The sequence below is a fragment of the Streptomyces sp. NPDC031474 genome, assembly GCF_055581185.1.
In genome coordinates, this window is the sequence record NZ_JBVIJX010000001.1 from 23779 (window position 1) to 49911 (window position 26133).

General features: G+C 71.8%; 26 protein-coding genes and 1 pseudogene. 15 read left to right on the forward strand and 12 right to left on the reverse strand.

Annotated elements, in window-relative coordinates:
• Positions 1-41 precede the first annotated feature (41 nt).
• Positions 42-1439 carry a CynX/NimT family MFS transporter gene (locus ACZ5SK_RS00115; protein ID WP_334583566.1) on the reverse strand — a complete coding sequence of 466 codons (1398 nt, stop codon included), beginning with the start codon at positions 1437-1439 and terminating at the stop codon, positions 42-44.
• 69 nt (positions 1440-1508) lie between these two features.
• Between ACZ5SK_RS00115 and ACZ5SK_RS00120 the strand changes: the two genes are divergently transcribed.
• Entirely contained in the window at positions 1509-2198 is a 690-nt protein-coding gene (locus tag ACZ5SK_RS00120; protein WP_334583567.1) for a FadR/GntR family transcriptional regulator, read from the forward strand.
• Here the strand turns inward: ACZ5SK_RS00120 and ACZ5SK_RS00125 are convergent.
• From ACZ5SK_RS00125 to fabG, 3 genes are all read right to left on the reverse strand, one after another.
• On the reverse strand, positions 2179-2514 hold the full coding sequence (locus tag ACZ5SK_RS00125; protein WP_468574986.1) for a hypothetical protein: 336 nt from the start codon (positions 2512-2514) through the stop codon (positions 2179-2181). The two genes, ACZ5SK_RS00120 and ACZ5SK_RS00125, sit on opposite strands and share 20 nt — an antisense overlap.
• Before the next feature lie 147 nt (positions 2515-2661).
• Positions 2662-3429, reverse strand: coding sequence for an enoyl-ACP reductase FabI (gene fabI, locus ACZ5SK_RS00130; RefSeq protein ID WP_334583569.1), 768 nt, complete (start codon positions 3427-3429; stop codon positions 2662-2664).
• A 5-nt stretch (positions 3430-3434) separates the two neighbouring features.
• Positions 3435-4139: a 3-oxoacyl-[acyl-carrier-protein] reductase gene (fabG, locus tag ACZ5SK_RS00135; protein WP_079663188.1), complete on the reverse strand. Its 705-nt coding sequence runs from the start codon at positions 4137-4139 to the stop codon at positions 3435-3437.
• Positions 4140-4383: 244 nt separating this feature from the next.
• Between fabG and ACZ5SK_RS00140 the strand changes: the two genes are divergently transcribed.
• From ACZ5SK_RS00140 to tyrS, 3 genes are all read left to right on the forward strand, one after another.
• On the forward strand, positions 4384-5907 hold the full coding sequence (locus tag ACZ5SK_RS00140; RefSeq protein ID WP_334583570.1) for a TldD/PmbA family protein: 1524 nt from the start codon (positions 4384-4386) through the stop codon (positions 5905-5907).
• Entirely contained in the window at positions 5904-7298 is a 1395-nt protein-coding gene (locus tag ACZ5SK_RS00145; RefSeq protein ID WP_079663186.1) for a metallopeptidase TldD-related protein, read from the forward strand. Before ACZ5SK_RS00140 ends, ACZ5SK_RS00145 begins: the two co-directional genes overlap by 4 nt.
• A gap of 125 nt (positions 7299-7423) precedes the next feature.
• Positions 7424-8689: a tyrosine--tRNA ligase gene (gene tyrS, locus ACZ5SK_RS00150; protein WP_457493572.1), complete on the forward strand. Its 1266-nt coding sequence runs from the start codon at positions 7424-7426 to the stop codon at positions 8687-8689.
• A gap of 75 nt (positions 8690-8764) precedes the next feature.
• Here tyrS and ACZ5SK_RS00155 read toward each other — a convergent pair whose 3' ends face one another.
• On the reverse strand, positions 8765-9043 hold the full coding sequence (locus tag ACZ5SK_RS00155) for a GlsB/YeaQ/YmgE family stress response membrane protein (RefSeq protein WP_334583572.1): 279 nt from the start codon (positions 9041-9043) through the stop codon (positions 8765-8767).
• Positions 9044-9246: 203 nt separating this feature from the next.
• Between ACZ5SK_RS00155 and ACZ5SK_RS00160 the strand changes: the two genes are divergently transcribed.
• Together ACZ5SK_RS00160 and ACZ5SK_RS00165 are read left to right on the forward strand one after the other, a co-directional pair.
• Positions 9247-9660: a DUF3099 domain-containing protein gene (locus ACZ5SK_RS00160; protein WP_334583573.1), complete on the forward strand. Its 414-nt coding sequence runs from the start codon at positions 9247-9249 to the stop codon at positions 9658-9660.
• A 223-nt stretch (positions 9661-9883) separates the two neighbouring features.
• Positions 9884-10099, forward strand: a complete 216-nt coding sequence (locus tag ACZ5SK_RS00165; RefSeq protein ID WP_334583574.1) for a hypothetical protein — start codon at positions 9884-9886, stop codon at positions 10097-10099.
• Positions 10100-10168: 69 nt separating this feature from the next.
• Here the strand turns inward: ACZ5SK_RS00165 and moaA are convergent, their stop codons facing one another.
• The 3 genes from moaA to ACZ5SK_RS00180 form a co-directional block, all read right to left on the reverse strand.
• The gene (moaA, locus tag ACZ5SK_RS00170) at positions 10169-11158 is read right to left on the reverse strand and encodes a GTP 3',8-cyclase MoaA (protein ID WP_334583575.1); all 990 of its coding nucleotides are present in this window, start codon (positions 11156-11158) and stop codon (positions 10169-10171) included.
• A 159-nt stretch (positions 11159-11317) separates the two neighbouring features.
• Entirely contained in the window at positions 11318-12946 is a 1629-nt protein-coding gene (locus tag ACZ5SK_RS00175) for a solute symporter family protein (RefSeq protein WP_334583576.1), read from the reverse strand.
• Positions 12943-13299 carry a DUF485 domain-containing protein gene (locus tag ACZ5SK_RS00180; protein ID WP_334583577.1) on the reverse strand — a complete coding sequence of 119 codons (357 nt, stop codon included), beginning with the start codon at positions 13297-13299 and terminating at the stop codon, positions 12943-12945. The genes ACZ5SK_RS00175 and ACZ5SK_RS00180 overlap by 4 nt, the downstream gene beginning before the upstream one ends.
• 312 nt (positions 13300-13611) lie before the next feature.
• Between ACZ5SK_RS00180 and ACZ5SK_RS00185 the strand changes: the two genes are divergently transcribed.
• The 3 genes from ACZ5SK_RS00185 to ACZ5SK_RS00195 all read left to right on the forward strand — a co-directional run bounded on the left by ACZ5SK_RS00185 (position 13612) and on the right by ACZ5SK_RS00195 (position 17743).
• The gene (locus ACZ5SK_RS00185) at positions 13612-15147 is read left to right on the forward strand and encodes a S8 family serine peptidase (protein ID WP_334583578.1); all 1536 of its coding nucleotides are present in this window, start codon (positions 13612-13614) and stop codon (positions 15145-15147) included.
• Positions 15148-15208: 61 nt separating this feature from the next.
• The gene (locus ACZ5SK_RS00190) at positions 15209-16681 is read left to right on the forward strand and encodes a CoA transferase (protein ID WP_457493574.1); all 1473 of its coding nucleotides are present in this window, start codon (positions 15209-15211) and stop codon (positions 16679-16681) included.
• Between the two features lie 93 nt (positions 16682-16774).
• A complete protein-coding gene (locus tag ACZ5SK_RS00195; RefSeq protein ID WP_334583580.1) occupies positions 16775-17743 on the forward strand; it encodes a copper resistance D family protein in 969 nt (322 codons plus the stop codon).
• An 85-nt stretch (positions 17744-17828) separates the two neighbouring features.
• Here ACZ5SK_RS00195 and ACZ5SK_RS00200 read toward each other — a convergent pair whose 3' ends face one another.
• From ACZ5SK_RS00200 to ACZ5SK_RS00210, 3 genes are all read right to left on the reverse strand, one after another.
• Complete coding sequence (locus tag ACZ5SK_RS00200; protein ID WP_334583581.1) at positions 17829-18509, reverse strand: lysoplasmalogenase; 681 nt, start codon at positions 18507-18509, stop codon at positions 17829-17831.
• Positions 18506-19426 carry a sterol desaturase family protein gene (locus tag ACZ5SK_RS00205; protein ID WP_334583582.1) on the reverse strand — a complete coding sequence of 307 codons (921 nt, stop codon included), beginning with the start codon at positions 19424-19426 and terminating at the stop codon, positions 18506-18508. The genes ACZ5SK_RS00200 and ACZ5SK_RS00205 overlap by 4 nt, the downstream gene beginning before the upstream one ends.
• A 103-nt stretch (positions 19427-19529) precedes the next feature.
• A complete protein-coding gene (locus ACZ5SK_RS00210) occupies positions 19530-20240 on the reverse strand; it encodes a VIT1/CCC1 transporter family protein (protein ID WP_334583583.1) in 711 nt (236 codons plus the stop codon).
• A gap of 246 nt (positions 20241-20486) precedes the next feature.
• Here ACZ5SK_RS00210 and ACZ5SK_RS00215 point away from each other — a divergent pair, with 246 nt between their 5' ends.
• The 6 genes and pseudogenes from ACZ5SK_RS00215 to ACZ5SK_RS00240 all read left to right on the forward strand — a co-directional run bounded on the left by ACZ5SK_RS00215 (position 20487) and on the right by ACZ5SK_RS00240 (position 25442).
• A complete protein-coding gene (locus tag ACZ5SK_RS00215) occupies positions 20487-21500 on the forward strand; it encodes a DEDDh family exonuclease (RefSeq protein ID WP_334583584.1) in 1014 nt (337 codons plus the stop codon).
• A gap of 79 nt (positions 21501-21579) precedes the next feature.
• The gene (locus ACZ5SK_RS00220) at positions 21580-21813 is read left to right on the forward strand and encodes a hypothetical protein (protein WP_079665165.1); all 234 of its coding nucleotides are present in this window, start codon (positions 21580-21582) and stop codon (positions 21811-21813) included.
• 70 nt (positions 21814-21883) lie between these two features.
• Positions 21884-22678, forward strand: a complete 795-nt coding sequence (locus ACZ5SK_RS00225; RefSeq protein ID WP_334583585.1) for an SURF1 family cytochrome oxidase biogenesis protein — start codon at positions 21884-21886, stop codon at positions 22676-22678.
• Between the two features lie 5 nt (positions 22679-22683).
• Positions 22684-22821, forward strand: a pseudogene (locus ACZ5SK_RS00230) (SigE family RNA polymerase sigma factor); the annotation flags it as partial.
• A 72-nt stretch (positions 22822-22893) separates the two neighbouring features.
• Positions 22894-24681 carry a glycoside hydrolase family 15 protein gene (locus tag ACZ5SK_RS00235; protein WP_334583586.1) on the forward strand — a complete coding sequence of 596 codons (1788 nt, stop codon included), beginning with the start codon at positions 22894-22896 and terminating at the stop codon, positions 24679-24681.
• Positions 24682-24686: 5 nt separating this feature from the next.
• A complete protein-coding gene (locus ACZ5SK_RS00240) occupies positions 24687-25442 on the forward strand; it encodes an SDR family oxidoreductase (protein WP_334583587.1) in 756 nt (251 codons plus the stop codon).
• A gap of 109 nt (positions 25443-25551) precedes the next feature.
• On the opposite strand, the gene amaP is transcribed toward ACZ5SK_RS00240, so the two are convergent.
• Positions 25552-26130: an alkaline shock response membrane anchor protein AmaP gene (amaP, locus tag ACZ5SK_RS00245; protein ID WP_443041414.1), complete on the reverse strand. Its 579-nt coding sequence runs from the start codon at positions 26128-26130 to the stop codon at positions 25552-25554.
• Positions 26131-26133 lie beyond the last annotated feature (3 nt).

Consider the following 26133-nt stretch of genomic DNA (forward strand, 5'->3'; position numbering starts at 1 on the left):
GGCAAGTCTCGCACCCTGTGCCCGCGAGGCTCCCTCCGGGGTCAGCCCGCGGCTTCCGCCTCCACGCTGCGGTCACGGCCGGCCAGGAAGCCCACGACCGTCTGCGGGACCATCAGGGCCGCCATGAGGGCGAGGGGCAGGCCCCAGCCGCCGCTGTGCTGGTAGAGCACCCCCACCAGGAGCGGGCCGGGGATGGAGATCAGATAGCCGGTGCTCTGCGCGAAGGCGGACAGCTGGGCCACGCCCGCACCGGTCCTGGCGCGCATCCCCACCATCGTCAGGGCGAGCGGGAAGGCGCAGTTGGCGACGCCGAGCAGCAGGGCCCAGGCCCAGGCGCCCGCGGTGGGCGCGAGGTACAGGCCCGCGTATCCGACGAGTCCGCAGACGCCGAGGGCGACCACGATCGGGCCCTGCTGCGGCAGCCGGGTGGCGACGCGCGGGATGACGAAGGCCAGGGGCACGCCCATCGCCATCGTCACCGCGAGGAGCACTCCTGCGGTGGACGCGGGCACGCCCGCGTCCCGGAAGATCTGCGGCAGCCAGCCCATGGTGACGTAGGCGGCGGTGGCCTGGAGGCCGAAGAACACGGCGAGCGCCCAGGCGGTACGACTGCGGGTGATGCGCAGCGGGGCCGACGGCTGCCCCGCGCGCGCGTGCGCCGGCGGTTCGGGTCGCCCCGCCCGCTCCTGCCGCTGCCCCGGCCCCGTCGGCGTCTGCCGTTCGGGCTCCCGCCGCCGTCCGGGCTCGTGCCGCTCCCCTGCCGTCCCCGCCTCGCCGGGTGCCGTCCCGCGGTCGCGGACGAGCAGCAGCCACGGCAGGACGGCCGCCGCCGCCAGGCCCGCCCACAGCGCGAGCCCGGTGCGCCAACTGCCGCCCAGCGCCTCGGTCATGGGCACGGTGACCGCGGCGGCGGTCGACGTGCCGAGGGCCAGAGCCATCGAGTACAGGCCGGTCATGGATCCGACCCGGTCGGGGAAGTGGCGCTTGACGATGACCGGCATCAGGACGTTGCTGACGGCGATGCCCATGAGGGCGAGGGCGCTGGCGGCGAGGAAGCCGGCCGTGCCGCCCGCGTAGGGGCGGACGAGCAGCCCCGCCGCGATGGCGGCCATGCCCGCGCACACCACCGCGCCGGGCCCGAAGCGGCGGGCGAGGCGGGGCGCCGTCACACCGAAGACGGCGAAGCAGAGCGGCGGCACGGAGGTGAGGAGCCCGGCCACGCCGCCGCTCATGCCCAGTCCGTCGCGGACCTCTTCGAGGAGGGCGCCGAGGCTGGTGATGGCGGGGCGGAGGTTGAGGGCGGCCAGCACGATGCCGACCATGAGCAGCCGTGTCGTCCACGCGCGCGTGGCCGCTCGTGGGGGCTCACCCGCCGCCGGGGTGGGCAGGGGCGTGGTCGTCCTCGTCCGTGTCCGCTCGTTCGCCATGCCGCCCATCATAGAATCATAGGATGATTGTTTGTCCATCCCGGGTTGCCCGCGCCCGCCCCACCCGTGCGAAGGTGTGCCATGCCTCTGAGCCATCCCCGTCGCTCTGCGCTCTCCGAGCAGGTCATCGCCGCGCTGCGCACCCAGATCACGTCGGGTGAGTGGCCGGTCGGCTCGCGCATCCCCACGGAGCCCGAGCTGGTCGAGCAGTTGGGCGTCGCGCGCAACACCGTGCGCGAGGCCGTCCGCGCGCTCGCGCACAACGGGCTGCTGGACATCCGGCAGGGCTCGGGCACCTACGTCGTGGCGACCAGCGAGCTGGCGGGCGTGATGCACCGCCGCTTCGCCGACGCCGACCCCCGGCACATCGCCGAGCTGCGCTCCAACCTGGAGTCGGGCGCGGCGAGGCTGGCGGCGGAGCGGCGCACGGAGAAGGACCTCAAGCAGCTCGACGCGCTGCTGCTGCGGCGCGAGGAGGCGTGGGAGTCGGGCGACGCCGAAACGTTCGTGACGGCCGACGCGACCTTCCACCTGGCGGTGGTGGCGGCTTCCCACAACGACGTCATGACGGCGATGCACGCGGACCTCGGCGAGGTGCTGCGGGACTGGCTGCGCGAGGACGTCGGCGAGGAGCTGACGCCGGAGACGTACATGGACCACACGCGGCTGGTGGACGCGATCCGCGCGGGCGACGCGGAGACGGCCGCGGTCGAGGCGGCAAGCTATCCGCTGCTGTGCCGGCCCGGACGGCTCAGCCCTTCCGGTGACTGATCCAGGCCGAGCGGACTTCCTTCCAGCAGCGGCCGGTCAGTCGTACCGTCATGGCCGGTGCGGCGTCGACGGGGGCGCCGTCGGTGTCGAGGTCCCACCAGCGGTCGCACTCGATGTGGAGACTCACGCGGTCGGCGTCGGCGTAGGGGTTGTGGCAGTAGGCGACGACGTGCGAGCCGTCGATGTTGGTGCGGCACTCCGCGCCGAACGGTTCGGGCTTGGCCTGCACGCGCGCGTGGGACGACGCCTCATGAGGCGCGCAGAGCGCGATCGCGACGACCGCGGTCACTGGGGCGAGGAAACGGAACAGGCGCACAAGGGAACCTCCTCGGCAGAGCTGGGGAGGGCAGCGCGTGGGTGAACGCGCACTTCATCGTGCCTGGTCGGGGACCTCACCCGCCCGGCCAGGTAGGCCGGACGGGTGACAGGTGACAGGTGTGCCGGGCGCCTGTGAGCGGTGGCGTCAGGCGCCGATGGCGTGCAGACCGCCGTCCACGTGGATGATCTCGCCGGTGGTCTTGGGGAACCAGTCGCTCAGCAGCGCGACGATGCCCTTGCCGGCCGGCTCCGGGTCCTTGAGGTCCCACTCCAGCGGGGAGCGGTCGTCCCAGACGGAGGCCAGCTCGCTGAAGCCCGGGATGGACTTGGCGGCCATGGAGCCGAGCGGGCCCGCGGAGATCAGGTTGCAGCGGATGTTCTGCTTGCCCAGGTCGCGGGCGAGGTAACGGCTGGTGGCCTCCAGGGCGGCCTTGGCCGGGCCCATCCAGTCGTACTGGGGCCAGGCGAACTGCGCGTCGAAGGTGAGGCCGACGACCGAGCCGCCGTTCTGCATCAGCGGCAGACAGGCCGTCGTCAGCGACTTCAGGGAGTACGCCGAGACGTGCATGGCGGTGGCCACGGACTCGAACGGCGTGTTGAGGAAGTTGCCGCCCAGCGCGTCCTGCGGCGCGAAGCCGATGGAGTGCACGACGCCGTCGAGACCGCCGAGCTCCTCACCGACCAGGTCGGCCAGGCGGGCCAGGTGCTCGTCGTTGGTGACGTCGAGCTCGATGACCTTGGTGGGCTTGGGGAGCTTCTTGGCGATGCGTTCGGTCAGCGTGGGCCGCGGGAACGCGGTCAGGATGATCTCGGCGCCCTGCTCCTGGGCCTGCTTGGCGGCGTGGAAGGCGATGGAGGACTCCATCAGCACACCGGAGATCAGGACGCGCTTGCCCTCGAGAATTCCGCTCATGGTTGTCAGTGACCCATTCCCAGTCCGCCGTCAACGGGGATGACGGCTCCAGTGATGTACGAGGCGTCGTCCGAGGCGAGGAACCGCACCGTCGCGGCGATCTCCTCCGGCTGCGCGTACCGGCCGAGCGGGACCTGCGAGACGATGCCCGCGCGCTGCTCATCGGTGAGCACCTTGGTCATGTCGGTGTCGACGAAGCCGGGCGCGACGACGTTGAAGGTGATGTTGCGCGATCCCAGCTCACGGGCGAGGGAGCGCGCGAAGCCGACCAGGGCGGCCTTGGAGGCGGCGTAGTTCGCCTGCCCGGGCGAGCCGTAGAGCCCCACGACCGACGAGATCAGGACGACACGGCCTTTCTTGGCGCGCAGCATGCCGCGGTTGGCGCGCTTGACCACACGGAAGGTGCCGGTGAGGTTGGTGTCGATGACCGAGGTGAAGTCCTCCTCGGACATACGCATCAGTAGCTGGTCCTTGGTGACGCCCGCGTTGGCGATCAGCACCTCGACGGGACCGTGCTCGGCCTCGATCTCCTTGTAGGCCTGCTCCACCTGCTCGGAGTCGGTGATGTCGCACTTGACCGCGAGGAAGCCTGCCGGCGGCTCCCCCGACCGGTACGTGATGGCGACCTTGTCGCCGGCGTCGGCGAACGCGCGGGCGATGGCGAGGCCGATGCCCCGGTTTCCTCCGGTGACGAGAACCGAGCGGCTCAACGGATCACCCTTTCGATAGGGGTCTGACGCACCTGCCAGGGACCTGGACGGCAGGCGGCTTCCCTCGAAACCTATCGGTCGGCGTCCGGCCGAGGACATTCGGGCACCGACAGTGGCGCACCGGACAGTCTGTGGGGTCCCTACAGAAAGTTTGCGGCCGCAGGGCGGAAAGGTGTGGTCCGGGGGCCGCCCGGCGCGACATGATCGAGGCCTTCACACGCGACGACACCAGGGAGAGACGTAGGTGCCCCATAGCATCGATGAAAGTTTCACGGCCCTACCCCTACGCGCCCTCGCCGACGCCGCTCTCGCACGCGCGCGTGCGCTCGGGGCGGAGCACGCGGACTTCCGGTTCGAGCGGGTGCGCAACGCGTCCTGGCGGCTGCGGGACGCCAAGCCGGCCGGGTCGTCCGACACGACCGACCTCGGGTACGCGGTGCGCGTCGTGCACGGCGGGACGTGGGGGTTCGCCTCCGGCGTGGATCTGACGATGGACGCGGCGGCCAAGGTCGCCTCGCAGGCCGTGGCGATGGCCAAGCTCTCCGCGCAGGTGATCAAGGCGGCGGGGTCGGACGAGCGGGTGGAGCTCGCCGACGAGCCGGTGCACGCCGAGCAGACGTGGGTGTCGTCGTACGAGATCGACCCGTTCACCGTGCCCGACGAGGAGAAGGCGGCGCTGCTCGCGGACTGGAGCGCGCGGCTGCTGGCGGCGAACGGGGTCAACCATGTCGACGCCTCGCTGCTCACCGTCCACGAGAACAAGTTCTACGCCGACACGTCGGGCACGGTGACCACGCAGCAGCGGGTGCGGCTGCACCCGGCGCTGACCGCGGTGTCGGTCGACGAGTCCAGCGGCGAGTTCGACTCGATGCGCACGATCGCGCCGCCCGTCGGGCGCGGCTGGGAGTACCTCACGGGCACCGGCTGGGACTGGGACGACGAGCTCGCCCGGATCCCGGAGCTGCTCGCCGAGAAGATGCGCGCGCCGAGTGTGGACCCGGGGCTGTACGACCTGGTCGTCGACCCGTCCAACCTGTGGCTGACCATCCACGAGTCCATCGGGCACGCCACCGAGCTGGACCGCGCGCTCGGCTACGAGGCCGCCTACGCCGGCACCTCCTTCGCCACCTTCGACCAGCTCGGCAAGTTGAGGTACGGCTCCGAGCTGATGAACGTCACCGGTGACCGCACCGCCGAGCACGGGCTCGCGACCATCGGCTACGACGACGAGGGCGTCGCGGGCCAGTCCTGGGACCTGGTGAAGGACGGCACGCTGGTCGGCTACCAGCTGGACCGGCGGATCGCGAAGCTCACCGGGTTCGAGCGGTCCAACGGGTGCGCCTACGCCGACTCACCGGGGCATGTGCCCGTGCAGCGCATGGCCAACGTGTCGCTGCGGCCCGATCCGGCCGGGATGTCGACGGAGGATCTCATCGGCAGCGTCGACCGGGGCATCTATGTCGTGGGCGACCGCTCGTGGTCCATCGACATGCAGCGCTACAACTTCCAGTTCACCGGCCAGCGGTTCTTCAGGATCGAGAACGGGCGGATCACCGGGCAGCTGCGGGACGTGGCCTATCAGGCGACGACGACCGACTTCTGGGGTTCGATGGCGGCGGTGGGCGGCCCGCAGACGTATGTCCTCGGCGGCGCCTTCAACTGCGGAAAGGCCCAGCCGGGCCAGGTCGCGGCGGTGTCGCACGGCTGTCCGTCGGCCCTGTTCAAGGGCGTCAACATCCTCAACACCACGCAGGAGGCCGGTCGATGAGCGCCCGTAGCAACAAGCCGCACGAGGTCGTCGAGCGCGCCCTCGAGCTGTCGCGGGCCGACGGCTGTGTCGTCATCGCCGACGAGCAGTCGACGGCGAACCTGCGCTGGGCCGGCAACGCGCTCACCACCAACGGCGTCACGCGCGGGCGCACGCTCACCGTGATCGCCACGGTCGACGGCAAGGAGGGCACCGCCTCCGGTGTCGTCTCGCGGGCCGCCGTCACCGCGGACGAGCTGGAGCCACTGGTCCGGGCCGCCGAGGCCGCGGCGCGCGGTGCGGCGCCCGCCGAGGACGCGCAGCCGCTGGTCACGGGCGTGGCGCCGTCCCCGGAGTTCACGGAGGCGCCCGTGGAGACCTCGTCGGCGGTGTTCGCGGACTTCGCGCCCGCGCTGGGCGAGGCGTTCGCACGCGCGCGTGCGGGCGGCCGCGAGCTGTACGGGTTCGCCAACCACGAGCTGGTCTCGACGTACCTGGGCACGTCGACCGGGCTGCGGCTGCGGCACGACCAGCCGAACGGGACGCTGGAGCTGAACGCCAAGTCCCCGGACCGTACGCGTTCGGCGTGGGCGGGGCGCTCGACCCGGGACTTCAAGGACGTCGACCCGGCGGCGCTCGACGCCGAGCTGGCCGTACGGCTGGGCTGGGCCGAGCGGCGGATCGAGCTGCCCGCCGGGCGGTACGAGACGCTGCTGCCGCCGACCGCGGTGGCCGACCTGATGATCTACCAGCTGTGGTCGGCGTCCGGCCGGGACGCGACCGAGGGCCGGACGGTGTTCTCGCAGCCCGGCGGCGGCACGCGGCTCGGCGAGAAGCTGACCGACCTGCCGCTGACGCTGCGCAGCGACCCCGCCGAGCCGGGCCTGGAGTCGGCGCCGTTCGTCATCGCGCACTCCTCGGGCGGCGACCAGTCGGTCTTCGACAACGGGCTGCCCGTGCGGCCCACCGAGTGGATCGGCGGGGGCGAGCTGAAGCATCTGACGACCACCCGGCACAGTGCGGGCCTGACCGGGCTGCCGGTGGCTCCGGGCGCCGACAACCTGATCCTGGACGGCGGCGCGGACCGCTCCCTGGAGGAGATGGTCGCGAACACCGCGCGCGGGCTGCTGCTGACCTGCCTGTGGTACATCCGCGAGGTGGATCCGGCGACGCTGTTGCTCACGGGTCTGACCCGGGACGGCGTCTACCTCGTCGAGGACGGTGAGGTCGTCGGCGAGGTGAACAACTTCCGGTTCAACGAGTCGCCGGTGGGCCTGCTGGGGCGGGCGACGGAGGCCGGGCGCACGGAGAAGACGCTGCCCCGGGAGTGGAGCGACTGGTTCACCAGGGCTGCGATGCCCGCGCTGCGGGTGCCGGACTTCAATATGAGCTCTGTCAGCCAGGGCGTATAACCTCGTAGCCGGGGATCGCTCGACGGACCGGCTCGACATACCGGCTCCACGTACCGGCTGGGCTGTCCGAAGAGCGTCAAGAACATCAAGAAGTTCATCAAGATCATCAAGGAGATACGAGAACCGTGACGGACATCGTCGACGAGCTGAAGTGGCGTGGCCTGTGGGCCCTGTCCACTGACGAGGACGCTTTGCGCAAGGCGCTCGCGGACGGTCCCGTCACGTTCTATTGCGGTTTCGACCCCACCGCGGCCTCGCTGCACGTCGGCCACCTGGTGCAGGTCCTCACGATGCGCCGGCTCCAGCGGGCGGGGCTGCGTCCGCTGGCCCTGGTGGGCGGGGCGACCGGTCAGATCGGTGACCCGCGCCCCACGGCGGAGCGCACGCTGAACGACCCGGAGACGGTCGCGAACTGGGTGACCCGGCTGCGCGGGCAGATCGAGCCGTTCCTGTCCTTCGAGGGCGAGAACGCCGCGGTGATGGTCAACAACCTGGACTGGACGGCCGGACTGTCGGCCATCGAGTTCCTGCGTGACATCGGCAAGCACTTCCGCGTCAACAAGATGCTGACCAAGGACTCGGTCGCCCGGCGGCTGGAGTCCCAGGAGGGCATCAGCTACACGGAGTTCAGCTACCAGCTGCTGCAGGGCATGGACTTCCTGGAGCTGTACCGGCGGTACGGCTGCACGCTCCAGCAGGGCGGCAGCGACCAGTGGGGCAACCTCACGGCGGGTCTGGACCTGATCCACAAGCTGGAGCCGGAGGCCGAGGCGCACTGTCTGGCGACCCCGCTGATGGTCAAGGCGGACGGCACCAAGTTCGGCAAGACCGAGGGCGGCGCCGTCTGGCTCGACCCGGAGATGACGACGCCGTACGCGTTCTACCAGTTCTGGCTGAACGTGGACGACCGGGACATCTCGACGTACATGCGGATCCTGTCCTTCCAGTCCCGTGAGGAGCTTCAGGAGCTGGAGCGGCAGACGCAGGAGCGTCCGCAGGCCCGGGCCGCGCAGCGGGCGCTGGCCGAGGAGCTGACGACGCTGGTGCACGGCGCCGACCAGACGGCCGCGGTGATCGCCGCGTCCAAGGCCCTCTTCGGTCAGGGCGAGCTGGGCGACCTCGACGAGCGGACGCTGGCCGCGGCCCTGTCCGAGGTGCCGCACGCCCGGGTCGCCGAGCTCGGGCCGGTCGTGGACCTGTTCGCCGAGGTCGGGCTGGTGGCCAGCAAGTCGGCCGCGCGGCGGACCGTGAAGGAGGGCGGGGCCTACGTGAACAACGACAAGGTCACGGCCGAGGACGCGGTCCCCGTGAAGGAGGACCTCCTGCACGGGCGGTGGCTGGTGCTGCGGCGGGGGAAGAAGAACCTGGCCGCCGTCGAGGTCACCGGCTGACCGACCGGCCGTAGGACGTGAGGCAAGGGGGCGGCTTCCCTCGGGAGGCCGCCCCCTTCGCCGTGCGCCGGTCGGTCAGACCTGCTGTTTTCTCTTGCCCAGCGTCGCCATGTAGAGCATGTCGCCCACGGCGACGATGATGATCGCGGCGACCAGCTGGAACGCGTGGCGGCTCCAGTCGATGCCCGGCGTGGACTCGACCCCCACCGCCCGGGCGACCGAGTTGCCCACGATCGCGCCCAGCATGCCGAAAATGGTCGTCAGCCAGAGCGGGCTGTGCTGCTTGCCCGGGATGATCGCCTTCGCGATCAGGCCCAGCACGAATCCCACGATGATCGCCCACAACCAGCTCATGGCTGCCTCCTCGTACGGCTCTACGTGAGCATTGCCCCCAAGTCTCGATCCGCTCGCCGTACGGCGCATGTCGGGTACGGCCGTACGCGGGACGACGCAGTACGTCTCCCCGGGCGGGAGGCGACCCGGTCTCGAAGGGGGCGCAGCCGCGGCGTAACGTGGACAGCCGGGGAGATGCCGATGCGGGCGGACGGTGGAATGTGATGCGGAAGCAGGGTGGCGGCGGGAACGTCCAGGTGTTCCGGATCACCGGCGCCCGGCAGGGTCTCCAGGACGACGTGCGGGGCCGGCAGCGGCGGTACGTCATCTCGATGTCGGTCCGTACGGTGTCGGTGATCCTCGCGGCGACGTTGTGGAACGTGGAACGGCACGTGGCGATCGTGGCGCTGGTCCTGGGGGTGGTGCTCCCCTATGTCGCGGTGGTGATCGCCAACGCCGGGCGGGAGAACGTGCCTTCGCTGCCCTCGACTTTCCTGACCGTGCCGGTGAGGCCGATGGTGGCCCCGCCGCGCCCGGAAGACTCCGCGGAATTCGTCCCGGAGGAGCCGGAAAGGGAACGCTTCGCGGAATCCCTTCGGGAGGATCCGGCGCCCGGTCCCGCTGAGCGGCGGCCATGAGCCGGGCATGAGCCGGGCATGGATCTGCGGTGAGCGCGCTGTGCGGCAAGCTCAGGAAAAGCTCAGATCAATCATGTTGTTCCAGTGCCGTGGGAGCGGTCGGCCGTGACATACTTCGTATGCGCTCCGCATCCCCCGTCGGAGCGACGGACCGACGCCGGGCAGCTCCCCCCGTGGCTGCTCGGCGTCGCCTTTGTGTGCGGGGTTTTTGCGAGACGAAGCTGTGAGTGACGAGACTCCGATCTGTTCCGCCAAGGGCTGCCGTGTCGACGCGGTGTGGGTGTTGGCGTGGAACAACCCGAAGATCCATACGCCGGAGCGGCGCAAGACGTGGCTCGCGTGCGAGGAGCACCGGGAGCACCTGTCGCAGTTCCTCGGGGTTCGCGGGTTCTTGAAGGATGTCGTGTTGCTGAAGGAGTGGGAGGAGCCGGGGGTCTGAGGCTGAGGCCGTGCCCCCGCGCCCGGGTGCCCCCGCGCCCGGATGCCCCCGGGTGCCGCCCGGGTGCCTTCAGCCTCCGATGGCGGACATGGGGCGGTCCGGCTGTACGAAGGACGGGTCGTCCAGGCCGGCGCCCGCCTTCTTGCCCCACATCGCCAGGCGCCAGATGCGGGCTATCTCCTCGTCGGGCGCGCCGGAGCGCAGGGCCGCGCGCAGGTCGGTCTCCTCACGGGCGAAGAGGCAGGTGCGGACCTGGCCGTCGGCGGTGAGGCGGGTGCGGTCGCAGGCGGCGCAGAACGGGCGGGTGACGGAGGCGATGACGCCGACGCGCTGCGGGCCGCCGTCCACCAGCCAGCGTTCGGCCGGGGCCGAGCCGCGTTCGTCCTGACCCTCGGGGGTGAGGTCGAAGCGGGTGCGCAGGGAGGCGAGGATGTCGCCCGCGGTGACCATGCCCTCGCGCTTCCAGCCGTGTTGCGCGTCCAGCGGCATCTGCTCGATGAAACGCAGCTCGTAGGCGTGCTCCACAGCCCAGGCCAGCAGGTCCGGGGCTTCGTCCGCGTTCAGGCCCGGCATCAGGACCGCGTTGACCTTCACCGGGGTCAGGCCTGCCTCGCGGGCGGCTTCGAGGCCTTCGAGGACGTCCTTGTGGCGGTCGCGGCGGGTGAGGGTTTTGAAGACGTCGGGGCGCAGCGTGTCGAGGGAGACGTTGACCCGGTCCAGGCCGGCCGCCTTCAGGGCGGTCGCGGTGCGGCGCAGGCCGATGCCGTTGGTCGTCAGGGACATCTGGGGGCGGGGGGTCAGGGCCGCGACCCGCTCGACGATGCCGACCAGGCCCGGGCGCAGCAGAGGCTCGCCGCCGGTGAAGCGGACCTCCTCGATGCCGAGCGTGGAGACCGCTATGTCGATCAGGCGGACGATCTCGTCGTCCGTGAGGAGGTCGGGCTTGGCCAGCCACTGCAGGCCCTCCTCGGGCATGCAGTACGTACAGCGCAGATTGCACCGGTCGGTCAGCGAGACTCTCAGGTCGGTGGCCACCCGGCCGTAGGTGTCGATGAGCACGTGGGCCCCCTCCCTCGTAGTGGATCGCGGTTCGCTCCCGTCATCTGCGAGCCTACGTGACGCCACCGACAACGAAAGAGGCCGATCCCACGAGACGGGACGCGGCCGCGTCGGTGAGAGCTACGACGCGGCCGCGCAGGGGGTGTGGTCGGTGGGTGCTCAGTGGGCTCCGGTGCCGGTCAGGGAGCGGACCTCCAGTTCGGCGTACTTCTTGCTGTCGGGCTCCTCCTTCGACAGGTAGGTGCCGACGATGCCCAGCAGGAAGCCGACCGGGATCGAGATGAGGCCCGGGTTCTCCAGCGGGAACCAGTGGAAGTCGACGTGGGGGAACATCGAGCTGGGCTTGCCGGAGACGACCGGTGAGAACAGCACCAGGCCGACCGCGGTGACCAGGCCGCCGTAGATCGACCACAGGGCTCCGGCGGTGGTGAACCGCTTCCAGAAGAGGCTGTAGAGGATCGTCGGGAGATTGGCGGAGGCGGCGACCGCGAAGGCGAGGGCGACCAGGCCGGCCACGTTCAGATCGCGGGCGAGGGCGCCCAGCAGGATGGAGACGGCGCCGATGCCGACCGTGGCGTAGCGGGCCGCGCTCATCTCCTGCTTCTCGGTGGCCTGACCTCGCTTGATGACGTTCGCGTAGATGTCGTGCGCGAACGACGAGGACGAGGCGAGGGTGAGACCGGCGACGACCGCGAGGATGGTGGCGAAGGCGACCGCCGAGATGGTGGCCAGCAGGATCGCGCCCCAGTTGGAGTCGACTCCGCCGAGATGGAGGGCGAGCAGCGGGGCGGCCGTGTTGCCGGCCTTGTTGGACGCGATGATCTCGTCCGGTTTGATCAGCGCGGCGGCGCCGAAGCCGAGGGCGAGGGTCATCAGGTAGAAGGCGCCGATCAGGCCGATGGCCCAGATGACCGACTTACGGGCGGCCTTGGCGGTGGGCACGGTGTAGAAGCGGATCAGGATGTGCGGCAGGCCCGCGGTGCCCAGGACCAGGGCGATGCCGAGGGAGATGAAGTCCAGCTTGGTGGTGCCGGTGGCGCCGTACTTCAGGCCGGGCTCCAGGAAGGCCGTGCCCTTGCCGCTGTTGTCGGCGGCCGAGCCCAGCAGGTCCGAGACGTTGAAGTCGAATTTCAGCAGCACCAGGAAGGTGAGCAGGAGGGCGCCCGCGATCAGCAGGACCGCCTTGACCATCTGGACCCAGGTGGTGCCCTTCATGCCGCCGATCGTCACGTAGACGATCATCAGGACGCCGACCAGGGCGACGATGCCGATCTTGCCGCCGTCGCTGGTGATGCCGAGGAGCAGCGAGACCAGGACGCCCGCACCCGCCATCTGGGCCAGCAGGTAGAAGATCGAGACGACGATGGTGGAGGTGCCGGCGGCCGTGCGGACGGGGCGCTGGCGCATGCGGTACGCCAGGACGTCACCCATCGTGTAGCGGCCGGAGTTGCGCAGCGGCTCGGCGACCAGGAGCAGGGCGACCAGCCAGGCGACCAGGAAGCCGATGGAGTACAGGAAGCCGTCGTAGCCGAAGAGGGCGATGGCTCCCGCGATGCCGAGGAAGGACGCGGCGGACATGTAGTCGCCGGAGACGGCGAGGCCGTTCTGGAAGCCGGTGAACTGGCGGCCGCCGGCGTAGAAGTCGGCGGCGTCCTTGGTCTGGCGGCCGGCCCAGATCGTGATGACGAGGGTCGCGACGACGAACACCGCAAACAGGGTGATGATCAGCGTGCGGTGCTCGCTGGCCTCGCCCGCGGCGAGCAGGTCGGTGTGCTGTGCGGGGATCATTCTCCGCCCTCCATCCGGGACTTGATGGCCTCGGCCTTGGGGTCGAACCTGGCGGCGGCGGTGCGCGCGTACCACCAGGCGATGAGGAACGTGGTGAGGAACTGGGCGAGGCCCAGGGCGAGGGCGACGTTGATGTTGCCGAAGAGCTTGGTGCCCATGAAGTCGCCCGCGTAGTTGGACAGCAGGACGTACAGCAGGTACCAGGCGATGAAGGCGACGGTCAGCGGGAAGGCGAAGCCGCGGTAGGAGCTGCGCAGTTCGCCGAACTCCGCGCTCTCCTGCACCGCGACGAACTCCTCGGCGGAGGGGAGTTGGGCTGGGGTTTTCGAGGGGGGCGGTGTCTCGGTGGCCACGGAGTCTCCTCGTTGCGGATGCGGGTCGGACGGCGAAAGGAGACGAGTTTCCTCTCGCTCCTGCCCAAGGTCACGGCGCCGCACGGGGGCGGGTTCAACGCATCGGGCGGCTTTGTCGAAGTGGCCTTCGGCAGGTCATGACCAACGAGCGTGGGCCGCGTCAGGTCATGGGCAGGCAAACTCGGCGCCTGGAAATCATTGCTGGCCGGTGAGTCAGGGAGATAGCTTCGGGGCGAGTACCACCCGTCATGTACCTGTCCAGGCAGCACCTGTGCTTGGGCAGGTCCCGTTTCCGGATGATGTGGAGACCCCATGGCTCATCTGCCTTCCAGACGCCGCCTCGCTCTCGCGGTGCCCGTCGTGCTGTCGCTGACCGCCTCCCTCGGCTTCCTGCCGACGGCGGCCTCCGCGGCCCCGGTCACGACCTCCGCCACCCAGACCGCAGACGCCGGCACCCTGGCGTACGTCGTCAACACGAAGGTGGACCACCGCACGATCGCGTCGGTGAAGAAGGCGATCGCCGCGGCCGGCGGCACCGTCGTCGCGGCGTACGACAAGATCGGCGTGCTCGTCGTGCACTCGGCGAACCCCGACTTCGGCGCCCGGATACGCGCGGTGCGCGGTGTGCAGTCGGCGGGTGCGACCCGTACCGCGCCGCTGAGCGCCGCCGGGACCACCGACGAGGGTGCGGCGCAGGTCCTGTCGAAGGCGGAGGCCGCGAAGATCGAGAAGGCGTCCGACGCGGCGGGTCAGAGCGAGCCGCTCGAGGCCGACCAGTGGGACCTGCGGGCGATCGGCGCCGACAAGGCCGCCGAGATCAACCCGGGCAGCAAGAAGGTGACGGTCGCGGTGATCGACACCGGCGTCGACGACACCCACCCGGATCTCGCGCCGAACTTCTCCGCGTCCCAGTCGGCGAACTGCGTCGGCGGCGTCGCGGACACCACCCCCGGCGCCTGGCGCCCCTACAACCCGGCCGAGGACTACCACGGCACGCATGTCGCCGGTGAGATCGCGGCGGCCCGCAACGGCATCGGCGTGGCGGGTGTCGCACCCGGCGTGAAGGTCGCCGGCATCAAGGTGAGCGACCCCAAGGACGGCCTCTTCTACCCGGAGAACGTCGTCTGCGCCTTCGTGTTCGCCGCCGACCACGGCGTCGAGGTCACGAACAACAGCTACTACGTCGACCCGTGGCTGTACAACTGCATGGACGACCCCGACCAGAAGGCCATCGTCGACGCCGTCAACCGGGCCCAGCTGTACGCCCAGAAGAAGGGCACGCTCAACGTCGCCTCGGCGGGCAATTCCAACCACGACCTGGACTCCGACGCTCTCGTCGACTCCTCCAGCCCCGACGACTCCACGCCGGTGACGCGGACGGTCGACCCGCACGAGTGCTTCGACGTCCCGACCCAGCTGCCGGGCGTCGTCACGGTGAGCGCGACGGGCGTCAAGGGCACCAAGTCGTACTACTCCAGCTACGGTCTGGGCGTCGTCGACGTCGCGGCTCCGGGCGGCGACAAGTACCAGATCCCGGACACCCCGTCGGCCAACGGGCGCGTCCTGTCGACCATGCCGAACAACGCCTACGGCTTCCTGCAGGGCACCTCGATGGCGTCCCCGCACGTGTCCGGTGTGGCCGCGCTGCTGAAGTCGACGCACCCGTGGGCGACGCCCGCCCAGCTGCAGGCGCTGCTCAAGGTGCAGGCCGACAGCACGGCGTGCCCGGTCGGGCCGTACGACGGCGACGGTGACGGCGTCGTGGACGCCACGTGCGTCGGCGGCAAGCGCGTCAACGGCTTCTTCGGCTTCGGTGTCGTCAACGCGCTGAAGGCCGTGAAGAAGTAGGCCCGTGTAGGACCCAGGCGGATTCCTCACGGCGATTCGGTCACTGCTGCATAGTGCGGTCATGACTGGTATCGAGATGGCCTGGTCCGCGGTGGGCGGCGACCCCGCCCTGCTCCCGCGGGTGACGACCGTGGTGCGGGAAGGCGCTCTTCAGGGGCGCCTTCCCGTCCGGGAGCTGGCGCGGGCCTGTACGGGCGCGTGCGCGCTGGCCGCCGCCGAACTGGGGGCGCGGCGGGCCGGGCTCGCGAGGGCGCCCGAGGTCCGGGTGGACGACGGGGCGGTGGCCACCGCGTTCACCAGTGAGCGCCAGATGCTGGTCGACGGGCGGGCGCCGGTTCTGTTCGCCCCGCTGTCGCGGTTCTGGCGCACGGCCGACGGATGGGTGCGCACCCACGCCAACTACCCCCACCACCGCGCGCGGCTGCTGAAGGCGCTCGACCTCGCCGCGCACCCCGAGGACACCGCCCCGGCCGCAGTGGAAGCGGCGCTCGCCGAGCGCTCCGCCCTGGACGTGGAGAACACGGTGTACGCGGCCGGGGGCCTGGCCGTCGCGTTGCGCACGCCCGGGCAGTGGGCCGCGCACGAGCAGGCGGCCGCCGTCGCCGCCCGCCCCCTGGTCGAGCGGGGCCGACTGGACGGGGCACGCACCGTTGCGTTCACTGCGCTCCGGGGCGCTCCGCTGCTGCCCGCCGCCGGGCTGCGCGTCCTGGATCTGACCCGGGTGCTCGCCGGGCCGGTCGCCACCCGCACCCTCGCCCTGCTGGGTGCGGACGTCCTGCGTCTCGACGCGCCCCACCTGCCCGAGCTTGCCGACCAGCACGCCGACACGGACTTCGGCAAGCGCTCGGCGCTGCTGGACCTGACGGTGGACCGGCGTGCCTTCGAGGAGTTGCTCGAGGCGGCGGACGTCGTGGTCACGGGGTACCGGCCGGGCGCCCTGGACCGGTTCGGGCTCTCCCCCGAGGCGCTGGCCGAGCGCCGGCCCGGGCTGGTCGTGGCGCAGGTGTCGGCGTGGGGCGCGTACGGGCCGTGGAGCGGGCGGCGCGGCTTCGACAGCCTGGTGCAGACGGCCACCGGCATCGCGACCGTCGAGGGCTCGGCCGAGCGGCCCGGCGCGCTGCCCGCGCAGGCCCTCGACCACGGCACCGGCTATCTGCTGGCGGCGGCCGTGCTGCGGGCACTGACCGAACAGTCGTACGACGGCGGCGGTCGGTTCGTGCGGCTGGCACTGGCGCGGACGGCGGCATGGCTGACCGAGGGTGTCGGCCGGGGCGGCGGCATCGGGGCGGACGCAGCGGACGGCGTCCGGATGGGCGAAGCGGAGGGCAAAGGGATGACCAAGGAGGAGCGGCGGGAAGCGAACGGCGAGGTGAGCGGCGAGGCGTACGGGGGCCCGGCGCCCTGGCTCGCGGAGACCGACAGCCGTATCGGGCGGCTGCGGTACGCCCTTCCGGCGGTGTCGTTCGACGGCGGCCCGGGCGACTGGACGCGGCCGCCCGGCGTCTGGGGGGCCGATCCGGCGCGCTGGCTCTGAGCCGCCGACGATTCACCCGCGGGTGGGCGCCGTGTCCCCCAGTAGTTTCAGGCCGACTTGCCCCGTTTTGTCGTACATGGTGAAGATCATGCCATGGCCCTCATACGACCGACCGAAGCAATCGACAGCGCCCGCCGAACCGCCCGCCGTACCGGCCTCGGCCCCGGCCGGGCCGTTGCGCTGCTCCTCCTGGTGGGGCTCGGGGCGCTGGTCCCCCTGCTCGGGCCGTCCGTCGCCGTGCACAGCACCGGGGAAGCCACGACCCCGGACTCCGGCGTGGTCGCGCTGTTGCGGGCGGCGCTGTTCGCGGCGCTGTCCGTGCAGCTGGGCGAGGTGTTCGTGAGCGGACTCGCCCGGCGGCTGCCCGACGCCCCGGCCGGGCGGCCCGGCGAGTGGGCGCCGTACGCGGCCGTCGTGGGGTTCGCCGCCGCCGCGACGGCCGGAGAGCTGGCGCCGCACGGGCATGGCTCGCGGAGCGGGGTCCTCGCGCTGCTGGAGGCGATCGCGTTCGCGGTGGCCGGGCTGTGCGCGCTCTCGCGCCGGCCGGCCCGTCAGCTGTGGCCGCTCGCGGCGATCGTCCTGGCGGAGGCGCTGCGCGCACACCCGCCGACCGAGCACACGCCGCTGATCGGCTCCGGGCTGACGGTCGTGCACCTGACGTGCTCGGCCCTGTGGGCGGGCGGTCTGCTGAACGTGCTCCGTACGCTGCGCCGATGGGGCGGCAGCGAGGCGGGGACAGCGCTGCTCGGGCTCTACGCGCGCGTGGCGGCCGTCCTGTTCGCCGGGGTGACCGCGACCGGGCTGTGCAGTTCGCTGCGCCGGCTGCCGTCGGAGAGCGTGCTCGACCAGCTCACGACGACGGCGTACGGGCGCGTGCTGCTCGCCAAGGTGCTCCTCGTCGGCGCGGTCGCCCTGCTCGCCCTGTGGGCGCGGACCCGGCTGCGCCGGGCCGCCGACCCGCTGACCGCCTGCTCCCCCGCGCGCATGGAGATCGTCACGCTGGGTGTGGTGGTCGCGGTGTCGGGGTTGCTGACGGCGTTGCCGCTGCCGATCAAGGGATGACGGTCAGGGTGAGCAGCGCGGCCGGCGGGCGGCCGTCGCAGGCCGCCTCCTCGGCGAGGCCTTCTCGGCTGTGGTGTACATGCGCTCAGGGCGTGGTCGAGCGCACTTCGCCGTACGACGCCGCCGCCGCGCGTCGCCCGCCGAGGGCGCCGAGGGCGCCGAGGGCGCCATGGGCCAGCAGGAACTGTGCGGCGACGTAGGTGAGCATGATCCACAGGTCGGGGCGCGGGGGCTGCGGCCGGTCGGCGATGCCGGTCGCGATGAGGGTGTCGGAGAGCAGGAACAGCACGCCGCCCGCGCCGGCGACCGGGCCGAGCCCGGTGGCGGCGGAGCAGGCCATGGCCGTGAGCAGCGTGCTGTAGACGGCGACGGGGAGGCGCAGGTCGGCGGGGAGGCCGGGCCACAGCAGGGCGACGGTGGCGATCAGGACGACGGCGTAGCAGGGGGCGAGGAGGGTGCCTCGCGCGCGTGGGCGGCCGCTGCGCACGAAGAGCGTCAGGTAGCAGACGTGCCCGGCGGCGAAGGAGGCCATGCCGGCGAGGAAGGCGGGGTCGGCGTCGGTCAGGAGCAGGACGTCGCCGCCCCAGCCGCACAGGAGGGCGGCGATCAGCGGCCGGGGTGCGCCGCGCAGGGCGGCCCAGGCGGCGAGGAGGGGCATGAGCAGCGGCTTGGCGAGGACGTGCCCCGTATCGAAGCCGGCCGCGAGGGAGATCAGGTCGACGGCGGTGGCGAGGGCGAACGCGGCGAGCGGGAGGCGGGGGTTCACGCGGTCGCGTTCTCCTCGACCGATGACGGGGCGGAGGCGGAGGCTGGGGCTGAGGCTGGGGCTGAGGCTGGGGCGGCTGCGGCGGTCGACGCCGGCTGCCAGCCGGGCCCGCGGAACACCCGCCCCGCCCGCTCGCGCCAGCCGCTCGCCGCCTTCAGGTCCCTGGCGATGGCGACGTACTCGTGTGTGGCCACCTTGACCGGGTTGAACGTGCCGATGTTCTTGGTCAACCCGTAGACGGGCCGGTCCGCCTCGGGCACGAAGGAGCCGAAGAGCCGGTCCCAGACGATGAGGATGCCGCCGAAGTTGCGGTCCAGGTAGCCGCCCTGGGAGGCGTGGTGGACGCGGTGGTGGGAGGGCGTGTTGAACACGAACTCGAACCATCGGGGCAGCTTGCCGATCCGCTCGGTGTGGATCCAGAACTGGTAGACGAGGTTGGCCGAGGAGCAGAACGCGAGCGCGGCCGGGTGGACGCCGAGGGCGATCAGGGGGACGTAGAACGGCCAGACGGTCAGTGTGGTCCAGGGCTGGCGCAGCGCGGTGGTGAGGTTGAACTTCTCGCTGGAGTGGTGGACGACGTGACAGGCCCACAGGACGCGGACGACGTGGTGGCCGCGGTGGGACCAGTAGTAGAAGAAGTCCTGCGCGAGCAGCATCAGCGGGAGCGTCCACCACAGGACGGGGACGCGCAGGGGCGTGAGTTCGTGGATCGCGGTGTAGATCGCGACGATCGGGATCTTCCAGAGGAAGTCGAAGAGGAGACTTCCGAGCCCCATCCCGACGCTCGTCACGGCGTCCTTCGCCTCGTACCCGGCCGCGGCCTCGTCGGGATGGATGCGGACGCTGATCATCTCGACCACGGTGAGCAGCACGAAGGCGGGGATCGACCACAGCACGACATCGGGCAGGTTCGGCATGCAGGCACCGTAGAACTGCTGGTGGGCACCGGCTAGACGTTGTTACCCACAAGTATTCCCCACGGTACGCGCTTGCTTCTTGGCGATCTCCGCCAAGAGCGCCTCACACCCCCGCCGCCCCCAGCAGGGCCCCCACCGCGTACGTCACCCCCATCGCCAGTGCCCCGCCCCCCACGTTGCGCAGCACCGCGCGCCCCGGCGGCGCCGAGCCCAGACGGGCGCCGGCCCAGCCCGTGGCGGTGAGGGCCACCAGGACCGACACGACCGTCACCGGGAGGCGCCAGGCCGGCGGGGGCAGGACGATGGCCAGGAGGGGAAGCAGGGCGCCGGCGGTGAAGGAGAGGAAGCTCGCCCAGGCCGCGTGCCAGGGGTTGGTGAGGTCGTCGGGGTCGATGCCGAGCTCCACGCGCGCGTGGGCCTTCAGCGCGTCCCGTTCCGTGAGCTGGACGGCGGCCTCCCGGGCCACCTCCCGGGACAGGCCCCGTTCCTTCAGCAGCTCGGTCAGCTCCTCCAGTTCGGCCTCCGGCTGCTCGCGCAGTTCCCGCCGCTCCATCGCGAGCGCCGCCTTCTCGGAGTCCCGTTGCGTGGACACGGAGACGTATTCCCCCGCCGCCATGGACATCGACCCGGCGAGCAGACCGGCGAGGCCGGCCGTCAACAGCGCCGAGCGGTCGTCCGTCGCGCCGGCCACGCCGACGACAAGGCCCGCGGTGGAGACGATGCCGTCGCCCGCGCCGAGGACGGCGGCGCGCAGCCAGTTCAACCGGGATCCGAGGGAGGCGTCGTGGGCCTCGGCGTGGGTGGGTTCCGTCACAGGAGGGAGGATGGCACCCCGGGCGTCATGGGCCTCGTACCGACGCTCGTGCACCTCGGCCGGTCGACCGCCCGACGTCCCCGCTCAACCGCGCTCCGGCGCCCCGCACTTGTGGGCCCGCCAGCCGGCGGTCGCACGCACGCGCGCGTGGGAGGCGAACTTCCGTACGGGCCGAAGGGCTTCTGGCGCCCTGGTGCCGGGGCAGGTGCGACGAGGTGTCAGTGGTGGCCCGTATCCTCAATGACCATGCTCGAAGACCACACGACGACAGCGCCGTCCCCCACGGAGTGGCCGACCGCGTATCCCCAGGGGTACGCGGTCGTTGACGTGGAGACCACGGGCCTGGCCCGGGACGACCGGATCATCTCCGCCGCCGTCTACCGGCTGGACGCACGCGGTGAGGTCGAGGACCACTGGTACACGCTGGTCAACCCGGAGCGCGATCCGGGGCCGGTGTGGATACACGGTCTGACGAGCGAGGTGCTTGAGGGCGCGCCTCTTTTCCAGGACGTCGCCGAGGAGTTCGCGGCCCGGCTCGACGGGCGGGTGCTCGTCGCCCACAACGCGGTCTTCGACTGGCAGATGATCGCGCGGGAGTACGCGCGCGCGGAGCGCGAGGCGCCGGTGCGGCAGCGGCTGTGCACCATCGCACTCTCCAAGGAGCTGGGGCTGCCGCTGCCCAACCACAAGCTGGAGTCGCTGGCGGCCCACTTCGGCGTCGTCCAGCAGCGGGCGCACCATGCGCTCGATGACGCGCGCGTGCTCGCGGAGGCGTTCCGGCCGAGTCTGCGGGCCGCGGCGGCGGGCGGGGTGCGGCTGCCGCTGCTGGAGTGCCGGCCGCTGACGGAGTGGTCCGACCGGCCCGCGCCCCGGATCGGACAGCAGGCGAGCGGCCCGGGCGGCGGCTACGGCGGCGGCTACGGCGGTTATCGGCCCGGCAGTTGGCGGCCGTCCCGCAAGAGGCCCGCCTGTCCGTACCCCAACCCCGGCCGGTACGAGGACGGCAAAAGGCTCAAGCAGGGCATGCGGGTCGCCTTCTCGGGGGACACGTCGGTCGAGCGTGAGCTGCTGGAGGACCGTGCCACGGAGGCGGGGCTGCACGTCGCCACGAGTCTGTCCCGGGTGACCAGCCTGCTGGTCACCAACGACCCCGAATCCGGCACGTCGAAGGTGGTCAAGGCCCGGCAGTTCGGGACGCCCGTCGTGGACGAGGCCGCCTTCGGGCAACTCCTGCGGGACGTCGAGCCGGCCGACGGGTGACCGTACGTACGGGTGATTGGCGCGCGACTCGCCCGCCGTCCGCTCGCCCGCCCGGGGACGAGCGCCCACCCTGTGGCGCATGGCGAGATGCGAAGTTTGCGGCAATGACTACGGAATGACCTTCGAGGTCCATGCCCAGGGCGCGGTGCACGTCTTCGACTGCTTCTCCTGTGCGATCCACCGCATGGCCCCCATCTGCGAGCACTGCCGGGTCCAGATCATCGGCCAGGGCGTCGAGGTCGAGGGGCACTGGTTCTGCGGCGCGCACTGCGCCCGCGCGGAGGGCAGGGTGGGGATCGTCGACAAGGTGTGAGCCGACCCCGGAGGCCTCCCTTCCGGTACCCGCCCGAATGCGCCCCACGACCGAGTTGTACGGTCGTGGGGTGTACCGCTTCCTGTTGTCCCGGCAGTGGGTGATCCTCACGCTGGTCGCTCTCCTCCTCATCCCCACGATGATCAGGCTGGGCTTCTGGCAGATGCACCGCTACGACGAGCGCACCGCGCGCAACCAGTTGGTCTCCGACGCGCTGGGCGCCGATCCGGTGCCCGTGGAGCAGCTGACCACCCCGGGGCACGCTGTCACCCGCAGCGAGCGGTATCGGAGCGTGACCGCCACGGGCACCTTCGACACCGCGCACGAGGTCGTCGTCAGGCGCCGGGTCAACGCCGACGAGACGGTCGGCTTCCACGTCCTCACGCCGCTCGTCCTGACGGACGGCAAGGTGCTGCTGGTCAACCGGGGCTGGATCCCCGCGGACGGTCCGAGCCAGACCGTGTTCCCCAAGGTCCCCGCGCCGCCGAGCGGCCGGACCACCGTCACCGGGCGGCTGATGCCCGACGAGACGACCGCGGCGAGCGGCATCAAGAACCTCAAGGGGCTGCCGGACCGGCAGATCATGCTGATCAACAGCGAGCAGCAGGCCCAGCGGCTCGGCGCCCAGGTGCTCGGCGGGTATATCGCGCAGATCGCGCCCGAGCCGAAGGGCGACAGCCCCGAACTGGTCGGAGCGCCCGGCAAGGAGGACGCGGCCCTGAACTACGCGTACGCCATCCAGTGGTGGCTGTTCGCGGCGGGCGTCCCCTTCGGCTGGGTGGTCCAGGCCCGCCGCGAGGCCCGCGACCGGGCCCAGGCGGCGGCGAAGGAAGCGGAAGAACAGGCCGAGCCGGCGGCGGTGTAGCGGACGGGACCGTGGCCTGCGCCGAGAGCACCGCGCTGCTGCGCGACGACCAGCGGGTGCTGGTCGACGCCCCTGGGCGGTTGCCGTCCCGGCAGCGCGAGACGCTCGTGCCGCGGCACCGGCCCGGGCTGAAGGAGCGCGACGCGGTGAGGCCGGGGTCACCCTCCCGGCTGCACCCCTGATTGCCCCCCGGGTCTGCTGGGAACCCGCACCCCGTGCACCCCCGTATCGAGGACTACGCGCTCATCGGCGACGAACAGACCGCGGCTCTGGTCGGCGTCGACGGTTCCGTCGACTGGCTCTGCCTGCCCCGGTTCGACTCCGGCGCCTGCTTCGCCCGCCTCCTCGGAGGCGACGAGAACGGCCACTGGCGCATCACCCCCAAGGGAGTGAAGGGTGCCTGCACCCGGCGCGCCTACCGGCCCGACACCCTCGTCCTGGACACCGAGTGGGAGACCGCCGAGGGCGCGATCCGGGTCACCGACCTGATGCCCCAACGCGACCGGGCCCCCGACGTCGTCCGCATCGTCGAGGGACTGCGCGGCCGGGTCACCGTCCGCAGCACGCTTCGGCTGCGCTTCGACTACGGCTGGGTCGTGCCCTGGATGCGCCGGGTCGACGGGCACCGGGTGGCGATCGCCGGTCCCGACGCCGTCTGGTTCCGCAGCGAGCCGGCCGTGCGCACCTGGGGCGAGGACTTCCGCACGTACTCGGAGTTCACCGTCGCCGAGGGCGAGTCGGTGGCGTTCGTGCTGACCTGGCACCCCTCGCACGAGTCCCGGCCGCCGCTCGTCGATCCGTGGGAGGCGCTGCGCACCAGCGTCGAGGACTGGCAGGAGTGGGCCGCCCGCTGCCGCTACGAGGGACCCCACCGGGACGCCGTCGTCCGCTCCCTGATCACCCTGAAGGCCCTCACCTACGCCCCCACCGGCGGCATCGTCGCCGCGCTCACCACCTCCCTGCCGGAGGAGCTGGGCGGGGTGCGCAACTGGGACTACCGCTACTGCTGGCTGCGCGACTCCACCCTCACCCTCGGCGCCCTGCTGGCGGCCGGCTACGAGGAGGAGGCCGAGAACTGGCGCAACTGGCTGCTGCGCGCCGTCGCGGGCGACCCGGCGGACCTGCAGATCATGTACGGGCTGGCGGGCGAGCGCCGGCTGCCCGAGTGCGAGTTGCCGTGGCTGTCCGGCTACGGCGGCTCGACGCCCGTACGCATCGGCAACGGCGCCGTGGACCAGCTGCAACTGGACGTCTACGGCGAGGTGATGGACTCGCTGTCGCTGGCCCGGACCTCCGGCATGGCGCCCAGGCCGCACATGTGGTCGTTGCAGAGCGCGCTGATGAAGTGGCTGGCCGAGAACTGGCGGCAGCCGGACGAGGGGCTGTGGGAGGTGCGCGGCGGCCGACGCCAGTTCGTGCACTCCAAGGTGATGGTGTGGGTGGCCGCCGACCGGGCCGTCCGCGCCCTGGAGGAGCACCCGAAGCTGCCCGGCGACCTGGAGGGCTGGCGGGCCATGCGCGACGAGGTGCACCGCGAGGTGTGCGAGAAGGGCTTCGACCCGCGGCGCAACACCTTCACCCAGTTCTACGGCTCGGCCGACCTGGACGCCTCGCTGCTGCTCATCCCGCGCGTCGGCTTCCTGCCGCCGGACGACCCGCGGGTGGTCGGCACCGTCGACGCGATCCGCGACGAACTCGGGCACGGCGGCCTGGTGCGCCGCTACAGCACCGACGGCGCGCCCGTCGACGGTCTGCCGGGCGACGAGGGCAGCTTCCTGGCCTGCTCGTTCTGGCTCGCGGACGCCCTGCACATGACGGGCCGTACGCAGGAGGCGCGGGAGCTGTTCGAACGGCTCGTCGGCCTGGCCAACGACGTGGGGCTGCTGGCGGAGGAGTACGACCCGGTGGCCGGCCGGCACCTGGGCAACTTCCCGCAGGCGTTCAGTCACATCGGCCTGGTGAACACCGCCCTCGCCCTGTACGACGGCGAGGGGGCAGGATAGGGGCCATGGATCTTGGACTGAAGGACCGGGTGTACGTCGTCACCGGGGCCACGCGGGGCCTGGGCAACGCCGCCGCGCGCGAGCTCGTCGCGGACGGCGCGAAGGTCGTGCTGACCGGGCGGGACGACAAGCGTGTCGCCGACGCCGCGGCCGAGTTGGGGGCGAACGCCGTCGGTGTCGCCGTGGACAACGCCGACCCCGACGCGGCGGCCCGGCTGATCGCGGCGGCGCGGGACGCCTTCGGCGGGTTCGACGGGGTACTGGTGAGCGTGGGCGGTCCGCCGCCCGGGTTCGTCGCGGACAACACCGACGAGCAGTGGCAGGCCGCGTTCGAGTCGGTGTTCCTGGGGGCGGTCCGGCTGGCGCGGACGGCTGCCGCCGAGTTGGAGGCGGGCGGTGTCATCGGGTTCGTGCTGTCGGGGTCGGTGCACGAGCCGATTCCCGGGCTGACGATCTCCAACGGGCTGCGGCCGGGGCTGGCCGGATTCGCGAAGTCGCTCGCCGACGAGCTGGGGCCTCGGGGGATCCGCGTGGTCGGGCTGCTGCCGGCGCGGATCGACACGGATCGCGTGCGCGAGCTGGACGCACTGTCGGCCGACCCCGAGGCCACTCGGGTCGCCAACGAGTCCCGGATCCCGTTGCGGCGGTACGGGAGGCCGGAGGAGTTCGGCCGCGCGGCCGCGTTCCTGCTCTCGCCGGCGGCTTCCTATCTGACGGGGATCATGCTGCCGGTCGACGGCGGAATGCGGCACGGGTTCTGAGAGTCCCGCGCCGGGTGCGGGTGCGGGTGCGTGAGGGCTTGTCGCGCCCACGCGGCGGAGCCGTACCCCGACAGCGCCCCCCGACAGCGCCCCGCGCCCTTGACGGCTCTCAACTCACCCTTTCCGCCTTGTGCTTGGCCGCCTTCATCCGCACCTCGGCGGGCAGCGCCTTCAGGGCCGCGGAATCCTTGGCGTGGGTGAGGGCCCCGGTCGTCAGACGGTCCAGGGTCGTCGCCGGGTCCACATGCGGCTCCAGGAGCAGCCGCAGGTGTGCCTCGGGAGCCTCCCGCCGGCCCGTGAGCTGGACGTGGGCGTGGGCGACGCCGTCCATCCGGCCCGCCTCGCCCGCGAGTACGCCCTCCAGGGCACGGCCCCGCAGCAGGGCGCCCGCGCCGTCGCCCGTGTCGACGAGGAGCTCGCCGAGCCGGCGGCGGCGCAGGACGGCGGTCAGCCACCACAGGGCGAGCAGCACGAGGAGGGCGAGGACCGCGATGACCGTCGGCCACCACCAGGTCTCGTCGCGCCAGCGGGTGCGTTCGGCGGTGGTGAGGAGGCTGTCGTGGGGGCCTTGGTGCAGCCACCAGGACGGCGGCGGGGCGCCCAGGCCCACGGCCAGGACCGAGCCGCCGACGGCGAGCAGCACCAGCCCGACGACGCCGAGGAGCACACGGTTGACGGTGCCGAGCATCGT

Excerpts from the sequence above, each read along its gene's own strand:
- ACZ5SK_RS00185 (WP_334583578.1), top strand. The coding sequence starts at position 13,612 with ATGGCTCATCTGCCTTCCAGACGCCGCCTCGCTCTCGCGGTGCCCGTC.
- ACZ5SK_RS00155 (WP_334583572.1), bottom strand. The coding sequence starts at position 9,043 with ATGAGCTGGTTGTGGGCGATCATCGTGGGATTCGTGCTGGGCCTGATC.
- ACZ5SK_RS00190 (WP_457493574.1), top strand. The coding sequence starts at position 15,209 with ATGACTGGTATCGAGATGGCCTGGTCCGCGGTGGGCGGCGACCCCGCC.
- ACZ5SK_RS00220 (WP_079665165.1), top strand. The coding sequence starts at position 21,580 with ATGGCGAGATGCGAAGTTTGCGGCAATGACTACGGAATGACCTTCGAG.
- ACZ5SK_RS00115 (WP_334583566.1), bottom strand. The coding sequence starts at position 1,439 with ATGATGGGCGGCATGGCGAACGAGCGGACACGGACGAGGACGACCACG.
- ACZ5SK_RS00205 (WP_334583582.1), bottom strand. The coding sequence starts at position 19,426 with ATGCCGAACCTGCCCGATGTCGTGCTGTGGTCGATCCCCGCCTTCGTG.
- fabI (WP_334583569.1), bottom strand. The coding sequence starts at position 3,429 with ATGAGCGGAATTCTCGAGGGCAAGCGCGTCCTGATCTCCGGTGTGCTG.
- ACZ5SK_RS00195 (WP_334583580.1), top strand. The coding sequence starts at position 16,775 with ATGGCCCTCATACGACCGACCGAAGCAATCGACAGCGCCCGCCGAACC.
- ACZ5SK_RS00240 (WP_334583587.1), top strand. The coding sequence starts at position 24,687 with ATGGATCTTGGACTGAAGGACCGGGTGTACGTCGTCACCGGGGCCACG.
- amaP (WP_443041414.1), bottom strand. The coding sequence starts at position 26,130 with ATGCTCGGCACCGTCAACCGTGTGCTCCTCGGCGTCGTCGGGCTGGTG.
- ACZ5SK_RS00175 (WP_334583576.1), bottom strand. The coding sequence starts at position 12,946 with ATGATCCCCGCACAGCACACCGACCTGCTCGCCGCGGGCGAGGCCAGC.
- ACZ5SK_RS00215 (WP_334583584.1), top strand. The coding sequence starts at position 20,487 with ATGCTCGAAGACCACACGACGACAGCGCCGTCCCCCACGGAGTGGCCG.
- ACZ5SK_RS00145 (WP_079663186.1), top strand. The coding sequence starts at position 5,904 with ATGAGCGCCCGTAGCAACAAGCCGCACGAGGTCGTCGAGCGCGCCCTC.
- ACZ5SK_RS00160 (WP_334583573.1), top strand. The coding sequence starts at position 9,247 with ATGCGGAAGCAGGGTGGCGGCGGGAACGTCCAGGTGTTCCGGATCACC.
- ACZ5SK_RS00120 (WP_334583567.1), top strand. The coding sequence starts at position 1,509 with ATGCCTCTGAGCCATCCCCGTCGCTCTGCGCTCTCCGAGCAGGTCATC.